Origin of the sequence: Celeribacter persicus, assembly GCF_003050785.1 — a bacterium.
GTDB classification, from domain to species: Bacteria; Pseudomonadota; Alphaproteobacteria; order Rhodobacterales; family Rhodobacteraceae; genus Celeribacter; species Celeribacter persicus.
In genome coordinates, this window is record NZ_QAOH01000011.1 from 86,585 (window position 1) to 111,423 (window position 24,839).

General features: G+C 58.3%; 23 protein-coding genes and 1 riboswitch. Of the genes, 12 read left to right on the forward strand and 11 right to left on the reverse strand.

Translation table 11 applies throughout. From position 1 onward, the window contains the following. Positions 1-153: 153 nt before the first annotated feature. Together secA and C8N42_RS14215 are read left to right on the forward strand one after the other, a co-directional pair. Positions 154-2,856 carry a preprotein translocase subunit SecA gene (secA, locus tag C8N42_RS14210; protein ID WP_107817234.1) on the forward strand — a complete coding sequence of 901 codons (2,703 nt, stop codon included), beginning with the start codon at positions 154-156 and terminating at the stop codon, positions 2,854-2,856. A gap of 107 nt (positions 2,857-2,963) precedes the next feature. Further along, complete coding sequence (locus C8N42_RS14215; protein WP_107817235.1) at positions 2,964-4,529, forward strand: phosphate ABC transporter substrate-binding/OmpA family protein; 1,566 nt, start codon at positions 2,964-2,966, stop codon at positions 4,527-4,529. On the opposite strand, the gene radC is transcribed toward C8N42_RS14215, so the two are convergent. The 3 genes from radC to dnaK form a co-directional block, all read right to left on the reverse strand. After that, positions 4,520-5,287 carry a RadC family protein gene (gene radC / locus C8N42_RS14220; RefSeq protein WP_107817271.1) on the reverse strand — a complete coding sequence of 256 codons (768 nt, stop codon included), beginning with the start codon at positions 5,285-5,287 and terminating at the stop codon, positions 4,520-4,522. The two genes, C8N42_RS14215 and radC, sit on opposite strands and share 10 nt — an antisense overlap. 81 nt (positions 5,288-5,368) lie before the next feature. Further along, entirely contained in the window at positions 5,369-6,523 is a 1,155-nt protein-coding gene (gene dnaJ / locus C8N42_RS14225; RefSeq protein ID WP_107817236.1) for a molecular chaperone DnaJ, read from the reverse strand. A 73-nt stretch (positions 6,524-6,596) separates the two neighbouring features. After that, a complete protein-coding gene (gene dnaK, locus C8N42_RS14230) occupies positions 6,597-8,522 on the reverse strand; it encodes a molecular chaperone DnaK (protein ID WP_107817237.1) in 1,926 nt (641 codons plus the stop codon). A gap of 256 nt (positions 8,523-8,778) precedes the next feature. On the opposite strand from dnaK, the gene C8N42_RS14235 reads away from it, so the two are divergent. Beyond that, positions 8,779-9,357, forward strand: a complete 579-nt coding sequence (locus C8N42_RS14235) for an alpha-ketoglutarate-dependent dioxygenase AlkB family protein (RefSeq protein WP_425430527.1) — start codon at positions 8,779-8,781, stop codon at positions 9,355-9,357. 6 nt (positions 9,358-9,363) lie between these two features. On the opposite strand, the gene C8N42_RS14240 is transcribed toward C8N42_RS14235, so the two are convergent. Beyond that, positions 9,364-10,179, reverse strand: coding sequence for an ABC transporter permease (locus C8N42_RS14240; protein ID WP_107817239.1), 816 nt, complete (start codon positions 10,177-10,179; stop codon positions 9,364-9,366). A 129-nt stretch (positions 10,180-10,308) separates the two neighbouring features. Here C8N42_RS14240 and cysQ point away from each other — a divergent pair, with 129 nt between their 5' ends. The 8 genes from cysQ (at position 10,309) to C8N42_RS14280 (ending at position 19,402) form a co-directional block, all read left to right on the forward strand. Beyond that, positions 10,309-11,106: a 3'(2'),5'-bisphosphate nucleotidase CysQ gene (cysQ, locus tag C8N42_RS14245; protein WP_107817240.1), complete on the forward strand. Its 798-nt coding sequence runs from the start codon at positions 10,309-10,311 to the stop codon at positions 11,104-11,106. Beyond that, entirely contained in the window at positions 11,107-11,907 is an 801-nt protein-coding gene (locus C8N42_RS14250) for a 3-deoxy-manno-octulosonate cytidylyltransferase (RefSeq protein ID WP_107817241.1), read from the forward strand. It abuts the gene before it with no gap. A gap of 201 nt (positions 11,908-12,108) precedes the next feature. Continuing rightward, positions 12,109-13,005 (forward strand): UTP--glucose-1-phosphate uridylyltransferase GalU, encoded by an 897-nt coding sequence (gene galU / locus C8N42_RS14255; protein ID WP_107817242.1) that lies wholly within the window; start codon positions 12,109-12,111, stop codon positions 13,003-13,005. Positions 13,006-13,014: 9 nt separating this feature from the next. Further along, on the forward strand, positions 13,015-14,001 hold the full coding sequence (galE, locus tag C8N42_RS14260; RefSeq protein ID WP_107817243.1) for a UDP-glucose 4-epimerase GalE: 987 nt from the start codon (positions 13,015-13,017) through the stop codon (positions 13,999-14,001). A gap of 186 nt (positions 14,002-14,187) precedes the next feature. Further along, positions 14,188-15,114, forward strand: coding sequence for a glycosyltransferase family 2 protein (locus tag C8N42_RS14265; protein ID WP_342747974.1), 927 nt, complete (start codon positions 14,188-14,190; stop codon positions 15,112-15,114). A gap of 164 nt (positions 15,115-15,278) precedes the next feature. Further along, positions 15,279-16,265, forward strand: a complete 987-nt coding sequence (locus C8N42_RS14270) for a glycosyltransferase family 2 protein (RefSeq protein ID WP_107817245.1) — start codon at positions 15,279-15,281, stop codon at positions 16,263-16,265. Further along, positions 16,262-17,959: a DUF5927 domain-containing protein gene (locus tag C8N42_RS14275; protein WP_107817246.1), complete on the forward strand. Its 1,698-nt coding sequence runs from the start codon at positions 16,262-16,264 to the stop codon at positions 17,957-17,959. The genes C8N42_RS14270 and C8N42_RS14275 overlap by 4 nt, the downstream gene beginning before the upstream one ends. Positions 17,960-17,977: 18 nt before the next feature. Then, positions 17,978-19,402 carry a nodulation protein NodH gene (locus tag C8N42_RS14280; protein ID WP_107817247.1) on the forward strand — a complete coding sequence of 475 codons (1,425 nt, stop codon included), beginning with the start codon at positions 17,978-17,980 and terminating at the stop codon, positions 19,400-19,402. Between the two features lie 9 nt (positions 19,403-19,411). On the opposite strand, the gene C8N42_RS14285 is transcribed toward C8N42_RS14280, so the two are convergent. From C8N42_RS14285 to C8N42_RS14315, 7 genes are all read right to left on the reverse strand, one after another. Further along, on the reverse strand, positions 19,412-19,876 hold the full coding sequence (locus C8N42_RS14285; RefSeq protein ID WP_107817248.1) for a PTS sugar transporter subunit IIA: 465 nt from the start codon (positions 19,874-19,876) through the stop codon (positions 19,412-19,414). A gap of 42 nt (positions 19,877-19,918) precedes the next feature. Then, on the reverse strand, positions 19,919-20,494 hold the full coding sequence (hpf, locus tag C8N42_RS14290) for a ribosome hibernation-promoting factor, HPF/YfiA family (protein WP_107817249.1): 576 nt from the start codon (positions 20,492-20,494) through the stop codon (positions 19,919-19,921). A gap of 246 nt (positions 20,495-20,740) precedes the next feature. Further along, positions 20,741-21,472, reverse strand: coding sequence for an LPS export ABC transporter ATP-binding protein (gene lptB / locus C8N42_RS14295; protein ID WP_107817250.1), 732 nt, complete (start codon positions 21,470-21,472; stop codon positions 20,741-20,743). Then, entirely contained in the window at positions 21,469-21,975 is a 507-nt protein-coding gene (lptA, locus tag C8N42_RS14300) for a lipopolysaccharide transport periplasmic protein LptA (RefSeq protein ID WP_107817251.1), read from the reverse strand. The genes lptB and lptA overlap by 4 nt, the downstream gene beginning before the upstream one ends. A gap of 17 nt (positions 21,976-21,992) precedes the next feature. Beyond that, positions 21,993-22,592 (reverse strand): LPS export ABC transporter periplasmic protein LptC, encoded by a 600-nt coding sequence (gene lptC, locus C8N42_RS14305; RefSeq protein ID WP_107817252.1) that lies wholly within the window; start codon positions 22,590-22,592, stop codon positions 21,993-21,995. A gap of 9 nt (positions 22,593-22,601) precedes the next feature. Next, entirely contained in the window at positions 22,602-23,564 is a 963-nt protein-coding gene (locus C8N42_RS14310; protein WP_107817253.1) for a KpsF/GutQ family sugar-phosphate isomerase, read from the reverse strand. 27 nt (positions 23,565-23,591) lie between these two features. Further along, positions 23,592-24,203, reverse strand: a complete 612-nt coding sequence (locus tag C8N42_RS14315; RefSeq protein WP_107817254.1) for a ribonuclease D — start codon at positions 24,201-24,203, stop codon at positions 23,592-23,594. Between the two features lie 139 nt (positions 24,204-24,342). After that, positions 24,343-24,533, forward strand: a riboswitch (cobalamin riboswitch). Between the two features lie 83 nt (positions 24,534-24,616). Here C8N42_RS14315 and nrdH point away from each other — a divergent pair. Continuing rightward, entirely contained in the window at positions 24,617-24,838 is a 222-nt protein-coding gene (gene nrdH, locus C8N42_RS14320; RefSeq protein ID WP_107817255.1) for a glutaredoxin-like protein NrdH, read from the forward strand. Position 24,839 lies beyond the last annotated feature (1 nt).

The window sequence follows — 24,839 nt, forward strand, 5'->3', positions numbered from 1 at the left end:
TCCGGGGCGCGACGTTGACACTCATGATATGGCCCCTTACATCGCGATAGGTCACTGAAGAGGAGCCTTTGCGCCTGTTTCTATGGGTTGTGAGGCAACGGGGCAATCCCTCCTCTCACACGATCCTGTCAGGACGCATCGAGCGGAGAAAATATGCTGGGCATCGGTACACTCGCGAAAAAGGTTTTCGGGACCCCCAACGATCGCAAGATCAAGGCGACCCGACCTCTCGTGGCCAAGATCAACGCGCTGGAGCCGGAGTTCGAGAAACTCGACGACGCGGGTCTGATCGCAAAAACGGAAGAATTCAGGAAACGGGTGGCCGAGGGCGAAAGCCTCGATGCGCTTCTGCCCGAAGCCTTCGCCAACTGTCGTGAGGCAGCGCGTCGTGCTCTTGGCCTGAGGGCGTTTGATACGCAGCTCATGGGCGGTATCTTTTTGCATCAGGGCAATATCGCCGAAATGAAAACCGGTGAGGGCAAGACGCTCGTTGCGACTTTTCCGTCCTATCTGAACGCCCTGACCGGGAAGGGCGTCCATGTGGTGACGGTCAACGAATACCTTGCCAAACGCGACGCCGACTGGATGACCAATGTGTTCGAGGCACTGGGCATGACCTGTTCCTCGATCTACAGCCAGCAGCCTGAGGATGAGAAACGCGCGGCCTATGCCTGTGACGTGACCTATGCGACGAACAACGAGCTGGGCTTCGATTACCTGCGCGACAACATGAAATCCGAGCTCAAGGACATGGTCCAGCGCGGGCATCATTTCGCCATCGTCGACGAGGTGGACTCTATCCTGATCGACGAGGCGCGCACGCCGCTGATCATCTCGGGCCCGTCGGACGACCGGTCCGAGCTTTACATGGCCATTGACAAGTTGATCCCGGAACTGACTGAAGATCATTACGAGATCGACGAGAAAACCCGACAGGTGACTTTCACCGAAGAGGGCAATGAATATCTCGAAAAACGTCTGCACGAGGCGGGGTTCCTGCCCGAGGGGCAGACGCTTTACGACCCGGAAAGCACCACCATCGTGCACCATGTCAACCAGGGCCTGCGCGCGCACAAGCTGTTCCAGAACGGCGTGCATTACATCGTGCGCAACGGCGAGGCGATGCTGATCGACGAATTCACCGGCCGGATGATGTCGGGCCGTCGTCTCTCTGAGGGTCTGCACCAGGCGATCGAGGCCAAGGAAGGGCTTGAGATCAAGCCTGAGAATATCACCATGGCCTCGGTGACTTTTCAGAACTATTTCCGCCTCTATGAAAAACTCTCCGGTATGACCGGTACGGCGGCCACAGAGGCCGAGGAATTCATGGAGATCTACAAGCTGGGTGTGGTCGAAGTGCCGACCAACCGTCCGATTGCGCGGATCGACGAACATGATCGCGTTTATCGGACAGAGGCAGAGAAACTCGCCGCCGTTGTCGAGTCGATCAAGGAAGCCCATGAAAAAGGCCAACCGGTTCTGGTCGGCACCACATCCATCGAGAAATCCGAGCAATTATCGCAACTCCTCACCCGTGAAGGCGTCAAGCACAATGTGCTCAACGCCCGTCACCACGAACAGGAGGCCCAGATCGTCGCCGACGCCGGCAAATTCGGCGCGGTGACCATCGCCACGAACATGGCCGGGCGCGGCACTGACATCAAACTCGGCGGCAATGTCGAGATGAAGGTCATGGAAGCCATTGCCGCCAATCCCGAGGCCGAGCCCGATGAGATTCGGGCGCGGATTGAGGCAGAACATGCCGAGGAAGAGAAACGTGTGCTTGAGGCGGGCGGCCTCTACGTTCTGGCCACCGAACGTCACGAGAGCCGACGTATCGACAACCAGTTGCGCGGTCGTTCCGGCCGTCAGGGCGATCCGGGACGTTCCCTGTTCTTCCTGTCTCTGGAAGATGACCTGATGCGGATTTTCGGTTCCGAACGGCTCGACAAGATGCTGTCGTCGCTTGGGATGAAAGAGGGCGAGGCCATCGTTCACCCTTGGGTCAACAAATCGCTGGAAAAGGCGCAGGCGAAGGTCGAAGGCCGCAACTTCGATATCCGTAAACAGCTCCTGAAATTCGACGACGTGATGAACGATCAGCGCAAGGTGGTCTTCTCCCAGCGGCGTGACATCATGGAATCGGAGAACGTCAACGAAATCGTCGAGGACATGCGTCACGAGGTGATCGAGGATCTGGTGGAGGCCGCAATCCCGCCGAAATCCTATCCGGATCAGTGGGACGTCGAGCGGTTGCACAACAGCGTCGTCGAAATGCTCAACATGGATCTGCCGATCAAGGACTGGGCCGAGGAAGAGGGTGTCGATGACGAGGTGATCATTGAGCGAATTTCCGAGACCTCCGACAAGATGATGGCGGAGAAGGAGGCGGCTTTCGGTCCGGAGCAGATGCGTCAGATCGAGAAACAGTTCCTGCTGAACACGATTGACAGCAAATGGCGCGAACACCTTCTGACGCTCGAACATCTGCGCTCCGTGGTCGGGTTCCGTGGCTATGCACAGCGTGATCCGCTCAACGAGTACAAGAACGAGAGCTTCCAGTTGTTTGAAAGCATGCTCGACAGTCTGCGCAGCGAAGTGACGCAAAAGCTTTCCCGTGTGCGTCCGATGACGGAGGAAGAGCGTAACGCCATGCTGCAACAGCTTATGGAACAACAGGCGGCGCTGGCCGCCGGCGCGATGCCACAGCCGGTGGATGAGCCGGAAGAAGGGCATCCGAATGCCGTTCCGGGGTTCGACGAAAACGATCCTTCGACCTGGGGCAATCCGGGGCGCAACGATCTCTGTCCTTGCGGTTCCGGCAAGAAATTCAAACATTGCCACGGTGCTGTTTGATCCTGAAAATACTGGCCCGCGCGAAAGTGCGGGCCTTTTTCATTGCTTGTTGAACATCTTGGAGCGCGGTAGTTTTTCCCACCGGTTCAAAGCGCAGAGGCTCGCCCATGTTGAAATTTGCCGCGCTCGGCCTGCTTGCGTGTTTTTCGCTCACGCGTCCCGCCGTGGCGCAGGATGTCAATCTCCTGTCCCGAGACGGGTCGATTGCAATCAGTGGCATGTTCCTGAGTTTCGATGGTGAATTCTATCGGGTGGACACCGATCTTGGTGTATTGACCGTCGATAGTTCCGGTGTGCGCTGCGAAGGGCCGGGCTGTCCCGATCTCGATGGCTATTATGCGCAGGTTCGGATGTCCGGCGACGCTCAGGGTATGCACACGCTTTTGCCTGCTCTGGTGACAGCTTTCGCCATGCGCAATGGTTATACCGTGGCCACCAGCACCCCCGAGGCTGGGCTGACCTCCATTGTGCTGAGCGATGTGGAAAACGATCTGATCGTTGGGGAGTTTCTTCTGTCGGAGACTTCCAGTTCCGAAGGCTTTGCCGATCTGGTGGCGGAAAACACGGATATTGTCCTCTCTCTGCACAAGGTCACGCCAAGCGAAATGGTGTTGGCCTTTGACGCCGGTGTCGGCGATCTGTCCGACCCGTTGCGTGCCCGGGTGGTGGCCCTGGATGCGCTGATCCCGGTGGTGTCGCGATCCAACCGCATCGGGCGTCTCTCGCTTGCCGATCTGGCCGGGATTTTCACGGGCAACATCACCAATTGGCAGGAGCTGGGCGGCGGAGACGCGCCGGTCGTGCCGCATCTGATGCGTGACGATCTGCGCGAAGGCAGCGAGTTTCGGCGGTTGATCCTTGGTCATGGGGTGGATGTGCCCGAGGGTTTGGTGAAATTGCACGACAGCTACGACAGCCTCGTGAGTGCGGTGGAGCAGGACCCTTATGCGATTGGTCTCGGGCGTATGTCAGAGGGGGGTGCGGTGAAAGCACTCGGGCTCAGCGGTGCTTGTGGTTTCGAGGCGGAGGCCGCGCCAGCGGACATCAAGACGGAGGATTATCCCCTGACCCGCCCGGTCTTTCTCTATACGCCTGCGCATCGTCTTCCGGTGCTGGCGCGTGAGTTTCTGGCCTTCGCGCGCTCGCCTGCCGCTCAGATCGTGGTGGCTCGCACAGATTTCGTCGACCAAGGGGTCGATGAGCTGTTTTTCCGCGATCAGGGACGTCGCTTTGCCAATGCCATCACCCATGCCGGTGAGGAGGTTACTCTCAAGGATTTGCAGGATGTGACCCGGAGCTTGCAGGGCGCAAAACGGCTCACACTCGGGTTCCGCTTCGAGGGTGGATCAACGACGTTGGATGCGCAATCGCGGTCCAACGTGCATCTTCTGGCCGAACTTCTGGAGGCCGGTGTCTTTGAGGGGCGATCATTGATTTTTGCCGGATTTTCCGATGGGCAGGGGGCGGCTGACGTGAACCGGACGCTCTCGAAACGTCGTGCGGAAACGGTCTTGCGCGCCGTGCGTCAGGCGCTGGGCGAAGCGTACGAGCCCGAGCGGATGCTGATGGTGGCGGAAGGGTATGGTGAAGCCATGCCTCTGGCCTGTGACGACATTGGCTGGGGGCGCTCGCTCAACCGTCGTGTCGAGGTCTGGGTGCGGGATCAGAGATAACCGGAGCCGCGAAAGCTCAGTTCGACAGATTTACCGATGATCAGATGATCGTGGAGTTGAATGTCCAGCGCCTCCGCCGCATCGCGGATCTGGTTTGTCATGCTGATGTCCGCATCCGACGGTGTCGGATCGCCGGACGGGTGATTGTGGACAAGGATCAGTGCGGAGGCGTTCAATTCCAGCGCCCGTTTCACCACCTCGCGCGGATAGACCGGGACGTGATCGACCGTGCCACGGGCCTGTTCCTCATCGGCGATCAGGATGTTCTTGCGATCCAGATAGAGTATGCGGAACTGTTCGGTTTCACGATGTGCCATGGTGGTGTGGCAATAGTCGATGACCGCATCCCAGCTTGAAATCACCGGACGTTGCATGACGCGGGCGCGGGCCAGCCGATGAGCTGCGGCTTCGACGATTTTAAGCTCCTGTGCGACCGAGAGATCGACGCCTTCGAGCTCAATGAGACGCGGGATCGGGGCGGAGATGACGCGGTTGTAATCGCCGAAGTGCTCGATGAGCGCGCTGGCGATGGGTTTGACATCGGCGCGGGGCAGGGCGCGGTAGAGAATGAGCTCCAGAAGCTCGTAATCCGGCATTGCCTGAGCGCCACCCTCGAAGAAACGCTCCTGCAAATGCTTGCGGTGATTGCGCAAATAGCTGGGCGGGCGCGAGGGAAGCGCAACCGGCCGGGCCTCTTCGAGATCGAAGAGCCAGTCGGGCATTTCCCGAAATGCGGAAGGGGCTACGGGTGTGGTCATGAGAGAATCCATGCCCCGATTCGCTGAAAAAGAAGTTAATGGGCATTAAGAAAGGGCGCCGAAGCGCCCTGTCTCATGATCTTAACTGGTCATATCGTCCCAGAAATTCTTGACCTTCTTGAAGAAGGACGAGCTTTCCGGGTTGTTGTCCTCGGCGAGTTTCTCGAACTCCTGAAGCAGTTCTTTCTGCTTCGAGGTGAGGTTCACGGGCGTTTCGACCGCAAGCTCGATGAACATGTCACCCTGTCCACCGCCACGCAGCGCAGGCATGCCCTTGCCACGCAGGCGCATCTGGCGGCCCGATTGGCTGCCAGCCGGGATTTTCACCCGCGACCGCCCGCCGTCGATGGTCGGAACCTCGATGTCGCCGCCAAGCGCCGCCGTGGCCATGGAGACCGGCACGGTGCAATGCAAGTTTATGCCTTCACGCTCGAAGATCGGATGCGGACGCACCTCGATAAAGATGTAGAGATCGCCCGTTGGACCGCCGCGCAGCCCCGCTTCGCCTTCTCCGGCAAGACGAATGCGCGTGCCGGTTTCGACGCCTGCCGGAATATTCACCGACAGGGAGCGCTCTTTCTCCACACGACCCGCGCCGTGACAATCGGGGCAGGGATCCTTGATGATCTGTCCCAAACCGCCACAGGCCGGGCAGGTGCGTTCGACCGTGAAGAAACCCTGCTGTGCGCGGACCTTGCCCATGCCCGAACAGGACGGACAGGTTTGCGGCTCCGCACCATTCGCTGCCCCGGTGCCGTGACAACTGTCACAGGCTACGGAGGTGGGCACGTTGATGGTCTTTTGCGCGCCCTTATAGGCCTCTTCCAGGGTGACACGCATGTCGTAGCGCAGGTCCGAGCCGCGTTGTGCGCGCGACCGGGCACCGCCACCGCGCGGTCCCCCCATGAAATCGCCGAACAGGTCGTCGAACACGTCGGAGAAAGCCGAGGCGAAATCGCCCTGACCGCCGCCGAAACCGCCACCGGGGCGCCCACCGCCCATGCCACCCTGCTCGAAGGCCGCGTGACCGAAGCGGTCATAGGCGGCTTTCTTGTCGGGATCCTTGAGCGTGTCGTAGGCCTCGTTCACTTCCTTGAACTTGGCTTCCGCATCGGGGTTGTCCTTGTTGCGGTCGGGGTGAAATTCCATCGCTTTCTTGCGATAGGCTTTCTTGAGTTCCGCGGCATCGGCACCTTTGCTAACGCCAAGTACCTCGTAATAATCGCGTTTTGCCATGGATTTTACTCCTTTTGGAACGCGATGACCGGCCCGGGGTGCCGGACCGGTCGATCGTGTCCGCGATTACGGTTTACGAACGTTTGTCGTTGTCGAGGTCTTCGAAGTCGGCATCGACAATGTCGTCATCGACGGAAGACGGACCGGCATCGACATCATCCATGTCGGATTCGCCGTTTCCGGCTTTCTCCTGCTCGGCCTTGTAGATGGCCTCGCCGAGTTTCATGGCCGCGTCGGTCACGTTCTGGATGCCGGAGCGGATTTTGTCCGGATTCTCGGTTTCGAGCTGATCCTTGAGCGCGGCGATTGCCAGTTCGATGGCTTCGATGGTGGTCGGGTCCACCTTGTCGCCATGCTCCTCGATGGATTTCTCGGTCGAGTGGATGAGGCTCTCGGCCTGGTTCTTCGCTTCGACCAGTTCCTTGCGGGCCTTGTCGGCTTCGGCATTCGCCTCGGCGTCCTTGACCATCTTTTCGATGTCCTCGTCAGAGAGACCGCCGGAGGCCTGGATCGTGATCTTCTGCTCCTTGCCGGTGCCTTTGTCCTTCGCACCCACTTCGACGATACCGTCGGCGTTGATGTCGAAGGTCACCTCGATCTGCGGCATGCCACGCGGTGCCGGCGGGATGCCTTCGAGGTTGAACTGGCCGAGCAGCTTGTTGTCTGCAGCCATTTCACGCTCACCCTGGAAGACGCGAAGCGTCACGGCGGACTGGTTGTCCTCAGCCGTGGAGAAAATCTGCGACTTCTTGGTCGGGATGGTCGTGTTGCGGTCGATCAGACGGGTAAACACGCCACCGAGCGTTTCGATGCCAAGGCTGAGCGGGGTCACGTCGAGCAGCAGAACGTCTTTCACGTCACCTTGCAGAACACCGGCCTGAATGGCGGCGCCCATGGCCACAACTTCGTCCGGGTTCACACCCTTGTGCGGCTCCTTGCCGAAGAACTTGGTCACCTCTTCGATGACTTTCGGCATACGGGTCATACCACCGACGAGCACGACTTCGTCGATGTCGGAGGTGGTGAGGCCCGCGTCTTTCAGAGCCGCTTTGCACGGATCCATAGAGCGTTTGATCAGATCGGACACGAGGCTTTCAAGTTTCGCCCGGGTCAGTTTGACCACGAGGTGAAGCGGAGTGCCGGAGTTCGGGTCCATCGAGATGAACGGCTGGTTGATCTCGGTCTGCGACGAAGAAGACAGCTCGATTTTCGCTTTCTCGGCAGCCTCTTTCAGACGCTGAAGTGCCATCTTGTCCTTAGTCAGGTCGACGCCATGCTCTTTTTTGAACTCCTCTGCAAGGTAGTGCACGATGCGCATGTCGAAGTCTTCCCCACCGAGGAAGGTGTCGCCGTTGGTGGCCTGCACTTCGAACACGCCGTCACCCAGTTCGAGGATGGTCACGTCGAAGGTGCCGCCGCCGAGGTCATAAACGGCGATGGTTTTGGTGTCTTCCTTATCGAGACCATAGGCCAGCGCGGCTGCGGTCGGCTCGTTGATGATGCGGAGCACTTCGAGGCCCGCGATCTTGCCGGCGTCCTTGGTGGCCTGACGCTGAGCGTCGTTGAAATAGGCCGGAACGGTGATGACGGCCTGCGTCACTTCCTCACCGAGGTAGGACTCGGCGGTCTCTTTCATCTTGCCGAGAATGAAGGCGGAGATTTGCGAGGGCGAATATTTCTCGCCGCGCACTTCCACCCATGCATCGCCATTGCCGCCATCGACAATGGCGTAGGGGACGAGTTTCTTGTCTTTTTCGACGGCTTCGTCGCCCATGCGACGGCCGATCAGGCGTTTAACCGCGAAAATCGTGTTTTCGGGGTTGGTGACAGCCTGACGTTTGGCCGCTTGGCCGACGAGGCGTTCACTGTCGGTGAAACCGACGATGGAGGGCGTGGTACGCGCCCCTTCGGAGTTCTCGATCACACGCGGCTGCGAACCATCCATGATGGCAACGCAGGAGTTGGTGGTCCCGAGGTCGATACCGATGACTTTGGCCATGCTCAAAATCCTCTCTTAGGCGATGTTGTGACGTTGGACCCATTGCGGCGTCCGCCGTCGATCCCAGTGATTTTGACCGGGCTGACAATCAGGTCTGATGACCAGTCCGATCAAGGCTTCTGGGCGTATATAAGGATGGGTTTTCGTGCCTGCAAGTTGTGCAAAGGGGTTCAGGTGTGGAAAAATCGAATCATTACCGGAGGAAGGGCGAGGGAAGGCGGGGATGCAGGTGCAGCAGCCATTGGATTTGCGGGGGATGAAGTTGTTTCGCGGTCTGATCGGACCGGAGGAACAACGGCATCTGGTCGAGGGGCTGCGTGATGTGGTGCGGGCAGCGCCCCTGTTTCACCCGGTCACATCGTCCGGAAAACAGATGTCGGTACGGATGACCTCGGCGGGGCGATTCGGCTGGGTGTCCGATCGCCAAGGCTATCGCTACAGCGAAACGCATCCGGCTGGTATTCCCTGGCCCGCGATCCCGGAGATCGCGCTTGAGGTTTGGCGTATGGTGTCGGGGACGGAGCGGATGCCCGAATGCTGTCTGATCAACTTCTATGATGCGGGAGCGAAGATGGGGATGCATCAGGACCGCGACGAGGCAGATTTCGATCAGCCGGTGGTGTCAATTTCGCTTGGGGACGAGGCATTGTTCCGTGTTGGCAATCTGACCCGTGGGGGCAGGACGGAAAGCGTCTGGCTCAGTTCGGGTGATGTGCTTGTAATGGGGGCTGAGGCGCGCCTGCTGTATCACGGGGTCGACAGGATCAAAGCAGGAAGCAGTATGCTTTTGCCCCGTGGAGGGCGGATCAACCTGACGCTCCGAGTGGTGACGTGAGGCGCTTTAGCGCCCCCAGCTCAACGAAACGCGTTTGCGGGTGAAGAATTCGGCCAGAAGTCCGATGGTCAGGAAAACCAGGGTAAAGACGATCGGGTAGACGACAGAGCTTTTGTGCGGATTGTAATTGACGAAGGTAAAGCCGCGTGCCTGATCGATGGAGTGAAACAGCGGGTTCCAAGTGAACATGGCGAGCATGTAATTGGGCGTCTGGTTGGCCACGAACATCTTGCCCGAGGTGAACATGTTGGCGCGGGTGTAAATCTGTTGAACGATCTGGATGAGGCCTGGCGCCCAGGGTTTTGCGGCCAGAAAGACCATGCCGATTGCGGCGCCCGAGGCCCATGCCAGAAGCAACATGCTGAATGCCCCGGCTATGTTTTCAAAGGTTACGGTGCCCCAGCCAAGGGAATATCCGAACAAGATGACAGTGACCGAGAGCACCTGAATGTAGAGCACGCTCAGAGCCGCGGAGAAAATCGCGATGGCGGTGTTCATCGGCGCGTGCTGCATCATCGGAGAGGTTGCGGTCTCGGACCCTGCGACGGCCATCAGGGCCTTGTTATGTGTTAGGAAGAGAAATATCCCGGACATGATGTAGAGGATGAAATCCCCCCGGATCGCTACGCCACGGACTCCGAGGATCGAGTACATGAAAGTGAACACGAGCACGAGGACCATGGCCTGAGACACACTCAGCAACAGACCGATCAAGGGATTACCATTGGTCTTGCGGACATGGCGCACCGTATTCACAAAAATCAGCCGCAGAACCGTCAGGGCGGCGGAAAACCCGCTTTGGCGTTTGGAATAGTGAAACATCGGTAGGGTCCTGTGTTGGAATCATGCCCGCCTAGCAGGGAATTCTTGCCGTTCCCATAAGTGCATAGCATAAGGTTCTTGCCGTTTTCTTTCAACGAAAACGAGTGTGATGTCAGACAGGAGCAGGATATGGATCTCGACAAACTCGTCCCGGTGATGCGCCGGCTGGCTATCGAGGCCGGCGAAAAGATCATGGAAATCTACAATGCGGACGATTTCGAGGTCAAAACCAAATCCGATGAAAGCCCCGTGACCGAGGCCGACGAGGCTGCCGATGCACTGATTTCAGCCGGTTTGCGCGCCGTCTTTCCCGATGTGGCGCTGATCACGGAAGAACAAGCCGCCTCGCATAATCTCAAAGCGGATACGTTCCTGATTGTCGACCCGCTCGACGGCACCAAGGAATTCATCAAGCGCCGGGGCGATTTCACCGTGAATATCGCCTATGTCGAAAAAGGCGTCCCCCTGCGAGGTGTGGTTTATGCACCGGCCCGCGACCGTCTGTTCATCACGGATGCGTCCGGTCAATCCTATGAGGAAATCGGGCCGTTTGTTCCTGACACGCCCGGCGAGATGAAAAAAATCTCTGTCTCGACACCGGACAATGAGGCGCTGATGATCGTGGCCTCGAAATCTCACCGGGATCAGGCGACCGAGGATTACCTTGCTAAATACAAGGCGAAGGACAGCAAATCCGCAGGGTCTTCGCTCAAGTTCTGTCTTGTCGCGACCGGCGAGGCCGATCTCTATCCGCGTGTCGGGCGCACCATGGAATGGGACACCGCCGCTGGTCATGCCGTGTTGCTTGGCGCGGGCGGCGATGTCGTGCGGTTCGACGATCACACGCCGCTGACTTATGGCAAACCGGATTATGCCAACCCGTTCTTCATCGCCTATGCGCCGGGCGTTGAGCTGAAAGACGCCTGAATGTCCGTTCTCATCGTTATCCCCGCCCGTTTCGCTTCCACCCGCTATCCTGGAAAGCCGCTTGTCGAGCTGACCGGGGCAACCGGGGAGAAAAAATCCTTGATCCGGCGCAGTTGGGAGGCCGCAGTGGCCGCCAAAGGTGTGGACCGGGTTGTGGTTGCAACCGATGACGCGCGCATTCAGGCGGCGTCCGAGGCTTTCGGGGCCGAGGTGGTGATGACCTCCGAGACCTGCGCCAACGGTACGGAGCGCTGTGCGGAAGCGCTGGAAAACCTCGGCGGCGGTTACGACATCATCGTCAACCTACAGGGCGACGCGCCGCTGACGCCTGCATGGTTTATCGAGGATTTGGTTGCGGGGCTCTGCGCACATCCGACTGCCGAGGTGGCGACACCTGTGCTGCGCTGCGACGGGCGGGCGCTGAACGGCTTTCTTGAGGACCGCCGCGCGGGCCGGGTCGGTGGCACCACCGCTGTGTTCGGATCGGATCACAAGGCGCTCTATTTCTCGAAGGAGGTGATTCCCTACACCTCCGAGAGCTATGCGGATACGGACGCGACCCCGGTGTTTCACCATGTGGGGGTCTATGCCTATCGCCCCTCTGCGCTGGGTGCCTATCCGAAATGGCCAATGGGCCCTCTGGAACGTCTCGAAGGGCTGGAACAGTTACGTTTCCTTGAGCAGGAACGCCCTGTGCTCTGTGTCGAGGTCGAGGCACGGGGGCGGCAGTTCTGGGAGTTGAATAACCCCGAGGATGTGCCCCGTATTGAGACGATGCTGGCAGAGATGAAGGTTGCCTGACAGTGTCCTGACACATGTAACGGGCAATAATTTGCTCAAAAATTCATCACCCCTTTCGGGGAAAGCGGGCGGGGTTGCAAATCTGTAGTATTCCTGTGTGAATGCTGACGCATGGTGCTGACCTTTGGCATTTCAGGGCTTAAGGTCAGGGCGTGTGTAAGAAATTTGAATGGCTCGCGCGTAAGAGCCAAAGGAGAGAAGATGACACGGAAAGTGACCAAAGCGATTTTCCCGGTGGCTGGTCTTGGGACGCGGTTTTTGCCGGCGACCAAATCAATCCCGAAGGAAATCATGACCTTGGTCGATCGTCCTTTGATTCAATATGCGATTGACGAGGCGCGTGCGGCCGGGATCAAGGAATTCATCTTCGTCACCTCGCGCGGCAAAGGCGCGCTTGAGGACTATTTCGATCACGCTCCGATTCTGGAGCAGGAATTGCGCAAGAAGGGCAAGGACAAGCTGCTCGAATCTTTGAAGTCCACCAACATGGACAGCGGGGCAATTGCCTATATCCGTCAGCACAAGGCACTGGGTCTGGGCCATGCCGTATGGTGCGCGCGTCGTTTGCTCGACCCGAAAGAGCCTTTTGCGGTCATCCTGCCCGACGACGTGATCGCGGCGGAGAAACCCTGTCTGCAACAGATGGTCGAAGCCTATGAGAATCTCGGCGGCTCGATGGTTGCTGCAATGGAAGTGCCGGCGGACAAGGTGTCTGCTTACGGTGTGCTCGACGTCAAGGAAGACATGGGCGATACCGTGTCGGTCAAAGGTATGGTCGAAAAGCCCGCGCCGGGGACAGAACCGTCCAACCTGGCGGTGATCGGTCGTTACATCCTTGACCCGGCAGTGATGAAGAACCTGAACCAGATGAAATCCGGTGCTGGCGGGGAGATTCAGCTTACCGACGCAATTGCGGACGAGATCGAGACCGAACGCGGCGTTTATGGGTATCGCTTCTCCGGTCAGCGTTTCGATTGCGGGTCCAAGGCCGGTTTCTTGCAGGCGACGATTGCCTTTGGCCTGTCGCGCGACGATCTGCGCGATGAGCTTCAGGAATATCTCGACGAGTTGTCGGCAGTCCGGGCGGCTGCACAGTAAGGGTTTTACATGACCAGAAACGTGATCGTGACCGGCGGAGCCGGTTATATCGGTTCGCACGCCTGTAAGGCGCTGCGGGCCGCCGGTTATGTTCCCGTGACATTCGACAATTTGTCGACGGGTTGGGAAGACGCGGTGAAGTTCGGTCCCTTTGAGCAGGGCGATCTTCTGGACCGCGTCCGTCTCGATCAGGTGTTTGCCAAATACCAACCCGTTGCCGTGATGCATTTCGCCGCTTTCTCGCAGGTCGGTGAAAGCATGAAGGATCCTGGCAAGTATTGGCGCAACAATGTCATAGGGTCTCTGACGCTGATCGAAGCGGCGGTGGCGGCGGGGTGCATGAATTTCGTGTTTTCCTCGACCTGTGCGACCTATGGCGATCAGGACAATGTGGTGCTGGACGAGGACTCCGTACAGTTGCCGATCAACTCCTATGGCGCCTCGAAACGTGCGATCGAGGACATCCTTGAGAATTTCGAACAGGCCTACGGTCTCAATTCGGTGATCTTCCGGTATTTCAATGTTGCGGGAGGCGATCCCGAGGCCGAGGTGGGCGAGTTCCACCAGCCCGAAACGCATCTCATCCCGCTGATGCTTGACGCGATTTCCGGCAAACGGGCGGCTCTGACGATTTTCGGCACGGATTACGACACGCCGGACGGCACCTGTATCCGCGATTACGTCCATGTTTGCGATTTGGTGGATGCGCATGTTCTCGGGCTGAAATGGCTTGAGGACGGCAAGGGCAGCCGGGTATTCAACCTCGGCACCGGCAAGGGGTTTTCCGTGCGCGAGGTGATCGACCATTCGCGGGCGGTGACCAATCAGGAGGTGCCCTATGTCGAGGGCGGCCGGCGCCCCGGCGATTGTACGAAACTGGTGTCGGGCTCTGAGCGCGCGATTACGGAACTGGGCTGGCGACCGGACAGGTCGAACCTGGCACAAATGATCGGCGATGCCTGGCGATGGCATCAGAACGGACATTACGAAAAATGACACACAAAGGGGCCATTTGGCCCTTTTTGTACATCCGGGTTTCCGGTTTTCCGGTAAAGCGCGTAATTTGCTTTTAACCTCGGGGAAGGGACGATTTTGAGCCGGGTTTGGCAGAGATACAAGTTGCGTGTGTTGCGGCGGCATTTGCTGTGGCGGGCGTTTCGTGCCCGACACGAGCTGCGTGTTGTGGCGAATCGCACCGCATCCATCGGATCGGATGCGATCCTCTGTGTCGCGACTGTCCGTAACGAGGCGGTGCGCTTGCCGTATTTCCTTGATCATTACCGTCGTCTGGGAGTGAGCCATTTCCTGTTTGTGGATAACGACAGCACGGACGCAACATCGGAGCTGCTCGCCGACCAACCGGATGTGTCGCTCTGGTCCACGTCGGCCAGCTACAAGGAAGCGCGTTTCGGTCTCGATTGGACCACATGGCTGCAAATGCGTTACGCGCATGGAAAATGGTGTTTGACTCTCGATGCCGATGAATTGCTGATTTATCCGCACCATGAGACTCAATCTCTGCGCGATCTGACCCGATTTCTGGATGATATCAATGTTCGGGCCATGGGGGCCTTGATGCTCGAACTTTACCCGAAAGAAGGCATCAATCAGGTTGAATATGCGCCGGGTCAGAATCCTCTTGAGATCTTGCGCTATTTCGATTCAGGCCCTTATCGAAGTGAGCGACAGAAGCCGAAAAACAATCTGTGGGTTCAGGGGGGCGTCCGGGAGCGTGTTTTCTTTGCCCGTAATCGTCGGCGTGGGCCCACACTCAACAAGCTGCCTCTTGTGAAGTGGCATTGGCGCTACGCCTACGTCAATTCAACCCATGCGATGCTGCCGCAGAAGTTGAATCTGGCTTACGACGGCCCGGGGCAGGTCCATTTGTCGGGCGTCCTTCTGCATACGAAATTCCTGTCGATCGTGGTGGAGAAATCTGCTGAAGAAAAGCAGCGGCGACAACATTTCAGTGATCCCGACTTGTTCAGCGCATATTACGATGAACTGATTGCCGGTCCTACACTTTGGCATGAATCTTCAGTGGCCTATGAGGGTTGGCGGCAACTTGAAATGTTGGGGTTGATGAGCCGCGGCGATTGGAAAGTCTAAAAAGACAGTTTTGCCATTCAGTATGAATTGTTTACGTTTTCGGCGTAAACCCGTAGATTGGATCGTAAAATACACGATTAAGACCGTGTCAAATCATCGGCGCATGTCATAGTCGATCTCGGGAAATTTAAGGCTGATCGGTGAGCAGGCTGTTGCAATATAGGATGCGGCTAAGGCGCAAACAGGCGCTCTGGCGAGCTTTTCGGGCGCGCCGGGAGCTAACGCTTGTTCAGAACAACACGTCCCGTATTCGCCCGGACGATATTCTCGTCATATGCACCCTGCGCAACGAACGCATCCGGCTTCCGTATTTTCTCAAATATTACAGGAGTATGGGGGTTAGCCATTTCCTGTTCGTCGACAATGACAGCGATGACGGGTCGCGCGATTTCCTTATCGGGCAAGACGACGTTTCGATCTGGCACACCACCGCGAGCTATCGCAAATCGCTGTTCGGTGTGCATTGGATGAACTGGCTTGCGCGGAAATACTGTCATGACCACTGGACGCTGACCGTGGATGTGGACGAGTTTCTCGTCTTTCCCTTCTGCGACACCCGCCCGATTCCGGCGCTTACGGACTGGCTCGACAATTCCGGCCTCCGCAGTTTCTCCGCGATGCTGATCGACATGTACCCGAAGGGACCGATCGACGCGCAGCCCTATCGCGAGGGGCAGAATCCTTTTGAGATCGCGGAATGGTTCGACAGCGGTAATTACATGATCTCGACCAACCCGGAGTATCACAATCTCTGGATTCAGGGCGGGCCGCGGGCGCGGCTGTTCTTCAATGACGATCCGTTCAACGCACCGTCGCTGAACAAGATTCCGTTGGTCAAATGGCATCGCAATTATGCCTATATGCATTCGACCCATATGCTTTTGCCACGCGGGCTCAATTTCGTCTATGAGACGGAAGGTGGGGAAAAGGCCTCTGGTGCGCTTTTACATGCGAAGTTCCTCAACACCTTCGTTCAGAAGACCGAAGAGGAATTGAAACGCCGCCAGCATTACGCGGGGTCTCGCGAATATCTCGCTTATCACAACCGGATCAAGGACGATCCGGAGCTTTGGTGTAATTGGTCCGAGAAATACATCAACTGGCGTCAGCTTGAAATTCTGGGCCTCATGTCCAAGGGGAACTGGGCATGACGGTCGGGTTCGTGATGTTGGTTCATACCGCGTTGCACCGGGCCGAACAGGTGGCACGCCACTGGGCGACGCATGGTTGTCCGGTGGTGATCCATGTCGACCGGCGGGTGAAGAAAGAGGTTTATCAACCTTTTGTCGACAGTCTTTCCGATCTCGACAATGTGGTGTTTTCGAAACGTCATGCCTGTGAATGGGGGACGTGGTCTCTGGTGGCGGCGTCTCAGGATGCATCGGAATTGATGCTGTCTCGCTTTCCGGAAGCGCGTCACGTCTATCTGTCGTCCGGTGCCTGCCTGCCGCTGCGTCCGGTTGAGGACCTGAAACGCTACCTCGCCGCGCGGCCGATGACGAATTTCATCGAAAGCGTGACAACAGAGGACGTGCCCTGGACCGTTGGAGGGCTCGATGCCGAACGCTTCACCCTGCGTTTTCCGTTCTCCTGGAAAAAGCAACGGCGGTTGTTCGACCGCTACGTATCACTCCAGCGCACACTCGGCTACAAGCGCAAGATCCCCGACGGCCTGGTGCCGCATCTTGGATCGCAATGGTGGTGCCTGACGCGTCAGACCCTGTCCGCCATCCTCGAAGACCCGGATCGCAAACTCTACGATGGCTATTTCAAAAGGGTCTGGATTCCGGACGAAAGTTATTACCAGACCCTTGTGCGGCTCTACTCGAACAATATCGAAAGCCGCTCTCTGACGCTGTCGAAATTCGATTATCAGGGCAAGCCGCATATTTTCTACGACGATCATTTGCAGCTTCTGCGGCGCTCCGACTGTTTTGTGGCGCGCAAAATCTGGCCAAAGGCGGAACGGCTTTATGCGACCTTTCTCAATCTGGACAGCAATCCGATGAAGGGGACTGAGCCCAATCCGGGCAAGATCGACCGGATTTTCTCAAAGGCGGTGGAGCGGCGTGTCATGGGGCGCGAAGGGCTTTACATGCAAAGTCGGATGCCCGGCCAAGGCAAGGGACACGGCAAGACCAGCGCGCCTTATTCGGTTTTCGAAGGCTTCTCGGACCTGTTCGAGAATTTCGACGAATGGCTGTCGCGGGCCGTAGGTGCGCGTGTCCATGGCCATCTTTTCGCGCCGGATGAGGTGGAGTTTTCCGGCGGGCAAAAGGTCTTTTCCGGCGCGCTTTCCAATCACGCAGCTCTGCGCGACTATAATCCCTGTGGTTTTCTCACCTCGCTAATCTGGAATACGCGGGGCGAGCGACAATGTTTCATGTACGGTCCGCGTGACAATCAGGCGATCAACTGGCTCATTGCCACAGATCCCAATGCGCAGATTTCCGTGATTTCCGGCGCCTGGGCGGTCACTCTGTTCCGCTCGGACAAGAGCTTTTCCGAGATTCGTCGCGAAGCGGCGCGCCTGCAGAGGATCGAGGCCAAGCATATCGAGATTCTGCGATCTCAGCATATCAAAGCGCGGGTGCGGATATGGACCATGGCGGATTTCATCGAAAGCCAGATGGAGCCCTTGCAGGCGATCATCGACGAGATCGGTCCCCGCAATGTCCGTCGTTTGACGGAGGCGCCGCGAATGCGGGATCTGACGGGCTTCGGGCAATTCCTGCAAAATCTCAAGAACCAGGGGATGAAGCCGCATCTCATGGGCGATTTTCCAATGAGCAATGAACCCGACATGCGGACGCGGGAACATAAACGGCCCTATCTTGTAAAGTAACGTTGGTAAAACAAACACATGGCCAAGCCTTTCGACTATTTCGTGATTTTCGCCGAGATGCGGACCGGGTCCAATTTTCTGGAGGAAAACGTCAACTCCTATCCGGGTCTGAAATGCTGGGGCGAGGTGTTCAACCCGGCCTTCATCGGCCAGTCGAAACAACAGGAAATGCTGGGTTTCACCATGGCGATGCGGGAGGCGGATCCGACCGTGTTGCTGGGCAAGATGCGTGCGGAGACCGAGGGACTTGCCGGTTTTCGGTTCTTCCACGATCACGATCCGCGCATCCTGTCCCATGTGCTGAAAGACCCGCGTTGCGCCAAGATCATTCTCACGCGCAATCCACTGGAGAGTTATGTGTCGCGTAAAATCGCCGGAGCGACCGGGCAATGGCGGCTTGGCGATCTGAAAGATGCGAAATCGGCGAAGGTACGTTTCGAGCGGCGCGAGTTCCAGGAAATGCTCGACGCACTGAAGGAATTTCAGATTTTTTTGCAACGCACATTGCAGACCACGGGGCAGACGGCCTTTTACATCAATTACGAGGATATTCAGGACATCGAGGTTCTGAATGGTCTGGCGCGTTTCCTTGGGGTGACCGAAGAGCGGGCGAAGACCAATCAGAAGACCAAGGTTCAGAATCCCGCGCGGCTTGAAGACAAGGTGGTGAACTACGCCGAAATGGTCTCCGATCTGTCGAACATCGACCATTTCAACCTGTCGAACACGCCGAATTTTGAGCCGCGTCGGCATCCGGCGGTGCCGACCTATGTGGCGGGGCAGGCGGCGCCCGTGCTCTACATGCCGGTACGCAGCGGGCCGGAGACGGCGGTGAAGGCCTGGATGGCCGCGCTCGACAAGGTGACGCCTGAGGAACTGACGCAAGGGTTCACGCAGAAATCCCTGCGTCAATGGAAGCGGCAGAACAAGGGGCACCGCAGTTTCACGGTGATTTCGCACCCGGTGCAACGGCTGCACCGGACGTTTTGCCAGTATATCCTGAACCTCAGTAGCCAGACCTATGGTGATATTCGCGAAACCCTACGGGCGACCTACAAGCTGCCTTTGCCGATCAGTGGCCCGGATGCAGGCTACGACCGGGATCAGCATCGTGAGGCTTTCATCAAATTCGCGGATTTCGTGCGCGGCAACCTGAACGGTCAGACCTCGATCCGCGTCGATGGCACATGGGCTTCGCAATCCGAGGTGATCAAGGGCTTCGCCGATTTCTCCTTGCCGGACATGGTGTTGCGCGAAGAGAGTCTTGCCGAAGACCTCACGCATCTCGCCGGTGCGCTGGGTAAGCTGCCGCCTCTGGTCGAGGAGGAGCCGCAGGATTCGCCGATCACCCTCGCCGAGATTTACAACGAAGAGGTCGAGGAGGCCGTGCGCACGGCCTATCAGCGCGATTACATGATGTTCGGGTTCAAACCTTGGGGCTGATGCGGGCGATCAGGCGGCCTTGATCGCCGGGCCTTCGGTCAGAATGGCGTGTAGCGTTGCCGGATCGTTATTGGCGCGCAGCTTGGCACAGATGTCGGTGTCACGCATCGTGCGGGAGACAAGCGCCAGCGCCTTGAGGTGATCGACGCCGGATTCGGCGGGGGCGAACAGGGCAAAGACCAGATCGACGGGTTGGCGATCCACCGCATCGAAATCCATCGCACTTTCCAGACGCATGAAGGCACCGACGACGCGGTCCAATCCTTCGATACGGGCGTGAGGAAGCGCGACGCCATGGCCCACACCGGTGGGGCCAAGGCTTTCGCGGGCCTGAAGCGCGTCGATCGTGCCGTTTTCCGACAGACCATACGCGCTTGCAGCGATCTCGCCGAGATCCTGAAACAGACGTTTTTTGCTCGTCATCTTACCCACAACCTTGATGGCCTGCGGATCCAAGATCTTTGCGATATCCATTTGAAACTACCCGCCCCGACCCGTCGAGGCGGGCCGGTTTCATTATTTCGCGTTGTCAGGGTCGACCCAACCGATGTTGCCATCGGCACGGCGGTAGACCACGTTTACACCGTTTTTACCTTCTTTGTGGAACACAAGAACAGGTGCTCCGGCAAGCTCCATCTGCATCACCGCTTCGCCCACCGTCAGAGTCGGAATTTTGGTTTCCATCTCTGCGATGATCATCGGTTGCAGGGTTTCCGGTTCCTTATCCTCATCGTGTTCCGACGCGGCGAGGATATACTGAGAAGCGCCGAAAAGTTCAACAGGCTCGGTGCGCTCCTTGTGGTGATCTTTCAGGCGGCGTTTATAACGACGCAGCTGCTTGTCCATTTTCTCCGCACAGGCGTCGAAGGCGGCATAGATTTCATGAGCCTTTGCGCTGGCTTGTGCGTTCAGGCCGGAGGACAGGTGCACCACGGCCTCGCAAACATATTCCGCCCCAGATTTGGAAAACACGACATTCGCGTCGGTCGGACGTTGACCGTATTTGTCCAGAACGGCGCCAAGCTCGGTTTTCACATGCGTTTGAAGCGATTCACCGATGTCGATTTGTTTTCCGCTGATTTGGTACCGCATAGATACCTCCTTCTTTGTTTGACCTACGCCTGAACGCCTCCTCCGGCGTGGATGCGAGGTCCTGGGTTTTTGTTAAAAGCGGGAATACAATGCATGGCAAGGATGAGGAACCCGGACAATTTGTCGGGGTGTTTTTCCGGCGCTCTGTGGCTCTTTGGTGCCATGGCCCAGACTCTTATCCTCAGGTCACGCATTGGATACTTATAAGGCGTCAGAAAGCGGGTGAATGTCAATCGAAACCCGCCCTCAGATCCGGAAATTGTCGCCGAGGTAAACGCGCCTGACTGTCTCGTCGGCGACAATATCTTCCTTGGTTCCGGACATCAGCACATGACCATCGTGGAGGATATAGGCGCGGTCGATAATTCCCAATGTTTCCTGTACGTTATGGTCCGTGATCAGAACGCCGATGCCGCGCGTCTTGAGATCGGAAACCAGCCCGCGAATTTCCGCCACCGCAATCGGATCGACGCCTGCGAAGGGTTCGTCGAGCAGCACATAGGAGGGATCGGAAGCGAGGCAGCGGGCGATTTCGACTCGGCGCCGTTCCCCGCCCGAAAGCGACAGAGCGGGCGCGCGCCGCAGATGGGCGATGGAGAACTCCGACAGAAGATCTTCGAGCTTTTCCCGTCGCAGCAGAGGGTCCTTTTCGGAGACTTCAAGGATGGCGAGAATGTTGTCCTCGACGCAGAGACCGCGGAACACCGAAGCCTCTTGTGGCAGGTAGCCGATGCCGAGCTTGGCGCGGCGATACATCGGCAAAAGCGTGATGTTGCGCCCGTCCACCGTGACATCTCCGCCCTCGGGCATCACAAGTCCGGCGATGGAATAGAAACAGGTGGTTTTCCCCGACCCGTTCGGCCCCAGAAGCGCGACCACTTCGCCGCGTTCGAGATCGAGCGACACGTCCCGGATCACGGTCCGTTTGCGATAGCCCTTGCGCAGATTACGGACCTTCAGCCCGGTGGTGTCACTCATTGATCCTTCCCGGATTGCAGGATGGTCTTGACCCGTCCGTCCATGCGACCGGTGCCGGTGTTCAGGTCGATCACCATGCGTTCGCCTGACATCACGCTGTTGCCTTGGGTCAAAAGCACATTGCCGGTCAGGGTTACGGTGCCTGATTCGAGGTTGTATTCGGCGTTCTGGGCCTCAGCCGCTTCGCCGGCGTTGGTGATCGTCACTCCGCCGGAGGCCAGAAGCCGGGCGATCTGGCTGGTGTCGCTGCCATAGATCACCTCGACGGTTTTCGCCGCGAGCCGCATCGTGCCCTGGCCGATCACGACGTTGCCGGTGAAGATCGCCTTGCCGGTGTTCTGGTCGACGCTGAGCTGATCGGAAGTGATCTCGACGGGCAGGGCGCTGTCGTGCTTGAGGCCGCCGAAGGCAATCTGCGTGCCCTGCGCCATCACGGGCAGGCTGGGAAGGGAAAGCGCAAAGGCCAGAGCGCAACTGAGCGAAAGGGTACGGATGATGGACACGTGCAAATCCTCGAAAATCAGGGCTGATATATCAGCTTCACCCCGTTCTTGAAAACCAGAAGGTAGGCGTTCGTGTCCGGATCCTGTGAAATTTCCATGGCGCCTGCGGTCAATTCGCCCGCAGGCCCGTCCGCCTCGACGGTTCCGGGGCTTTCGATCTTCGACACATCGAGAAGTGTGGCGACCCGGTCGGAGGTGATCGTATAGCCGGTGGAGGTTTCGATCTCCACATGGCCGGACAGCTCGGCGATCTGAGCGGGGCCGTCGATCACGCCGTCATCGGCCTTGAGTGTGACGGAGCCGTTGCCGGGCATTCTGAGCGCGCCGTGCACGATGGTGGAATTGACCACATCCGGGGTTGAGAGATCGGGACGCACGATATCGGCGGAAATTTCAAGCTCCGCTCCGTCGCGGGTGACGGTCGCAAAGGAGGGCGCCTCGATACGTTGTTCGCGGGCCAGCGTTTCCAGATCCACCTCCGCATAGGGGATCGACAGGCCAATCTCCTTGCCGCGGGCAAACAGAAAGAGCGTCGCCAAAAGCGCAAGGCTCGCCAGCGGCAAGGCGACCTTCGCAAAGGCCACGAATTTGGAATAGGTGTTGTCGAACCGCGCCATGGAGACGTCTTACACGACCCCGGCGCGAAGACAGTCCTGAATTTTCAGAATGCCGCAAGGACGCCCGTCATCGGCAGTTTCCCGCACAAAGAGACAGGTAATTGCACGCTCGTCCATCCGTGCCACTGCCTTTTCGGCCAGCGCATCGGCGGCGATGGTCATCGGCCCTTTGGTCATGATGTCTCCGGCGGTCTTGTCCAGAAGCCCGTCGATATGGCGGCGCAGGTCGCCGTCGGTGATGATCCCGATCAACTGCCCGTCTGCGTCCACCACACCGACCACGCCGAAACCTTTCTCCGAAATCACGGAAAGTGCCTCGCGCATCGGTGTTTCGGCCGTCACGAGCGGCATGTCGGTGTGCATCAATGCCCGCACTTTCGTGAGGCGCGCGCCAAGCTTGCCGCCCGGATGCAGCACCCGGAAATTGTCGGCGGTGAAAGCGCGGTGCTTCATGAGCGCGATGGCAATGGCGTCACCGAGCGCCAGCGTCATCGTGGTCGATGTGGTCGGAACGATGCCATGACCGCAGGCCTCCGGCGCTTTCGGCAGGATCAGAGCCACATCGCAGGCGCGAATGAGCGAGCTTTCGGGGTTCGAGGCGACCCCGATCATCGGGATTTTGAAGCGGCGGGTGTAGGCGATCACGTCCGCCAGTTCCGGCGTTTCCCCGGAATTCGACAGTACGAGGCACACGTCCCCATCGCCGATCATGCCGAGATCGCCGTGGCTCGCTTCCGCCGGATGGACGAAATGCGCGGGCGTGCCGGTGGAGGCTAAGGTGGCCGTGATCTTGCGCGCGATATGGCCGGATTTGCCCATGCCTGTGACGATGGTACGGCCCTTGGCGGCGAGAATCACCTCCACAGCTTCGGTGAATTCCGCACCGAGGCTGTCGGTCAGAAGTCTGAGTGCGTCGGCCTCCTGCCGGATCACACGGCGGGCTGTGTCAAGGAAAGTGACGGGCTCTGTCATATTGCGCCGCTCCGGTCAGAGAAAATGTCAGTGGGAGAAGATGTCGATTTCGGGCCAGCCTTCGAGATCGAGTTGCGCGCGTGTCGGCAGGAAATCGAAGCAGGATTGCGCAATCTCCATCCGGCCCTCGCGTTCGAGCATGGCGTTCAGCTTGTCGCGCAACTGGTGCAGGTAGAGCACATCGGAAGCGGCGTAATCGAGTTGGGCCGGGGTCAGTTCCTCGGCGCCCCAGTCGCTCATCTGCTGGTATTTGGAAATGTCGACCTTGAGCAATTGTTCAAGCAGGTTCTTCAGCCCGTGACGGTCGGTGAAGGTCCGCACGAGTTTCGAGGCGATCTTGGTGCAATAGACCGGTTGGGCCAACGTGCCGAAGGTGTGATACATCGCTGCGATGTCAAAACGACCGAAGTGGAAGAGTTTCAGCACATTCGGGTCGGTCAGCATTTTGCAGAGGTTCGGGGCTTCGGTCTGGCCGCGCGCCACCTGTACCAGATGCGCGTTACCGTCGCCGCCGGACATTTGCACAAGACAGAGCCGGTCGCGATGCGGGTTCAGCCCCATGGTTTCGCAATCAATCGCCACCACAGGCCCGAGATCGAGATCGTCGGGGAGGTCGTTTTGATACAGAAAATTCGCCATGGTTGCGGCCCTTCGCGTTGAAATCCGACTGTGCGAGTGTGCATAAGCCTTCCAACGTGCCGGGGCAAGGGAAGGCGATGAGGGTCATGAAAGCCCTGTCAAGTGCATTCAATATATTGACAGCAAAACCCCAAGGGCATCTATATGATGTTGCTTCGGTTCTTTCGAGTCGCCTCGAAGGCTAAGAGGGAAGCCGGTGAAAATCCGGCGCTGCCCCCGCAACTGTAAGCGGTGAGCAAGGCTGAACGTGCCACTGGGCGCCTGTCCGGGAAGGCCAGCCAGAGCTGCGACCCGCAAAGTCAGGAGACCTGCCGCAAGCATGACAATGACCACGAACGGAGGGTTCGGGGGCGTGACAAGCGGCTTTTGCCCCTGCGCGTCCTCGGCTGAATTTAAAAAAGCGAGAGGACAAAATGAGCATCACCGTCTATTCCAAACCGGCTTGTGTGCAATGTACCGCAACGACCCGCGCGCTCGACGCGAAGGGCATTTCCTATGACATCATCGACCTGACGCAGGATGACGATGCGATGAGCCATGTCACGGGCCTCGGTTATCGTCAGGCGCCGGTGGTGGTCGCGGGCGAGGCTCATTGGTCCGGTTTCCGCCCGGATATGATCGCGCGCCTGTCCTGAT

Bases quoted from the DNA above. Each gene is read 5' to 3' on its own strand.
- secA (WP_107817234.1), top strand. From the start codon at position 154: ATGCTGGGCATCGGTACACTCGCGAAAAAGGTTTTCGGGACCCCCAAC.
- C8N42_RS14215 (WP_107817235.1), top strand. From the start codon at position 2,964: ATGTTGAAATTTGCCGCGCTCGGCCTGCTTGCGTGTTTTTCGCTCACG.
- radC (WP_107817271.1), bottom strand. From the start codon at position 5,287: ATGACCACACCCGTAGCCCCTTCCGCATTTCGGGAAATGCCCGACTGG.
- dnaJ (WP_107817236.1), bottom strand. From the start codon at position 6,523: ATGGCAAAACGCGATTATTACGAGGTACTTGGCGTTAGCAAAGGTGCC.
- dnaK (WP_107817237.1), bottom strand. From the start codon at position 8,522: ATGGCCAAAGTCATCGGTATCGACCTCGGGACCACCAACTCCTGCGTT.
- C8N42_RS14235 (WP_425430527.1), top strand. From the start codon at position 8,779: ATGAAGTTGTTTCGCGGTCTGATCGGACCGGAGGAACAACGGCATCTG.
- C8N42_RS14240 (WP_107817239.1), bottom strand. From the start codon at position 10,179: ATGTTTCACTATTCCAAACGCCAAAGCGGGTTTTCCGCCGCCCTGACG.
- cysQ (WP_107817240.1), top strand. From the start codon at position 10,309: ATGGATCTCGACAAACTCGTCCCGGTGATGCGCCGGCTGGCTATCGAG.
- C8N42_RS14250 (WP_107817241.1), top strand. From the start codon at position 11,107: ATGTCCGTTCTCATCGTTATCCCCGCCCGTTTCGCTTCCACCCGCTAT.
- galU (WP_107817242.1), top strand. From the start codon at position 12,109: ATGACACGGAAAGTGACCAAAGCGATTTTCCCGGTGGCTGGTCTTGGG.
- galE (WP_107817243.1), top strand. From the start codon at position 13,015: ATGACCAGAAACGTGATCGTGACCGGCGGAGCCGGTTATATCGGTTCG.
- C8N42_RS14270 (WP_107817245.1), top strand. From the start codon at position 15,279: ATGCGGCTAAGGCGCAAACAGGCGCTCTGGCGAGCTTTTCGGGCGCGC.
- C8N42_RS14275 (WP_107817246.1), top strand. From the start codon at position 16,262: ATGACGGTCGGGTTCGTGATGTTGGTTCATACCGCGTTGCACCGGGCC.
- C8N42_RS14280 (WP_107817247.1), top strand. From the start codon at position 17,978: ATGGCCAAGCCTTTCGACTATTTCGTGATTTTCGCCGAGATGCGGACC.
- C8N42_RS14285 (WP_107817248.1), bottom strand. From the start codon at position 19,876: ATGGATATCGCAAAGATCTTGGATCCGCAGGCCATCAAGGTTGTGGGT.
- hpf (WP_107817249.1), bottom strand. From the start codon at position 20,494: ATGCGGTACCAAATCAGCGGAAAACAAATCGACATCGGTGAATCGCTT.
- lptB (WP_107817250.1), bottom strand. From the start codon at position 21,472: ATGAGTGACACCACCGGGCTGAAGGTCCGTAATCTGCGCAAGGGCTAT.
- lptC (WP_107817252.1), bottom strand. From the start codon at position 22,592: ATGGCGCGGTTCGACAACACCTATTCCAAATTCGTGGCCTTTGCGAAG.
- C8N42_RS14310 (WP_107817253.1), bottom strand. From the start codon at position 23,564: ATGACAGAGCCCGTCACTTTCCTTGACACAGCCCGCCGTGTGATCCGG.
- C8N42_RS14315 (WP_107817254.1), bottom strand. From the start codon at position 24,203: ATGGCGAATTTTCTGTATCAAAACGACCTCCCCGACGATCTCGATCTC.
- nrdH (WP_107817255.1), top strand. From the start codon at position 24,617: ATGAGCATCACCGTCTATTCCAAACCGGCTTGTGTGCAATGTACCGCA.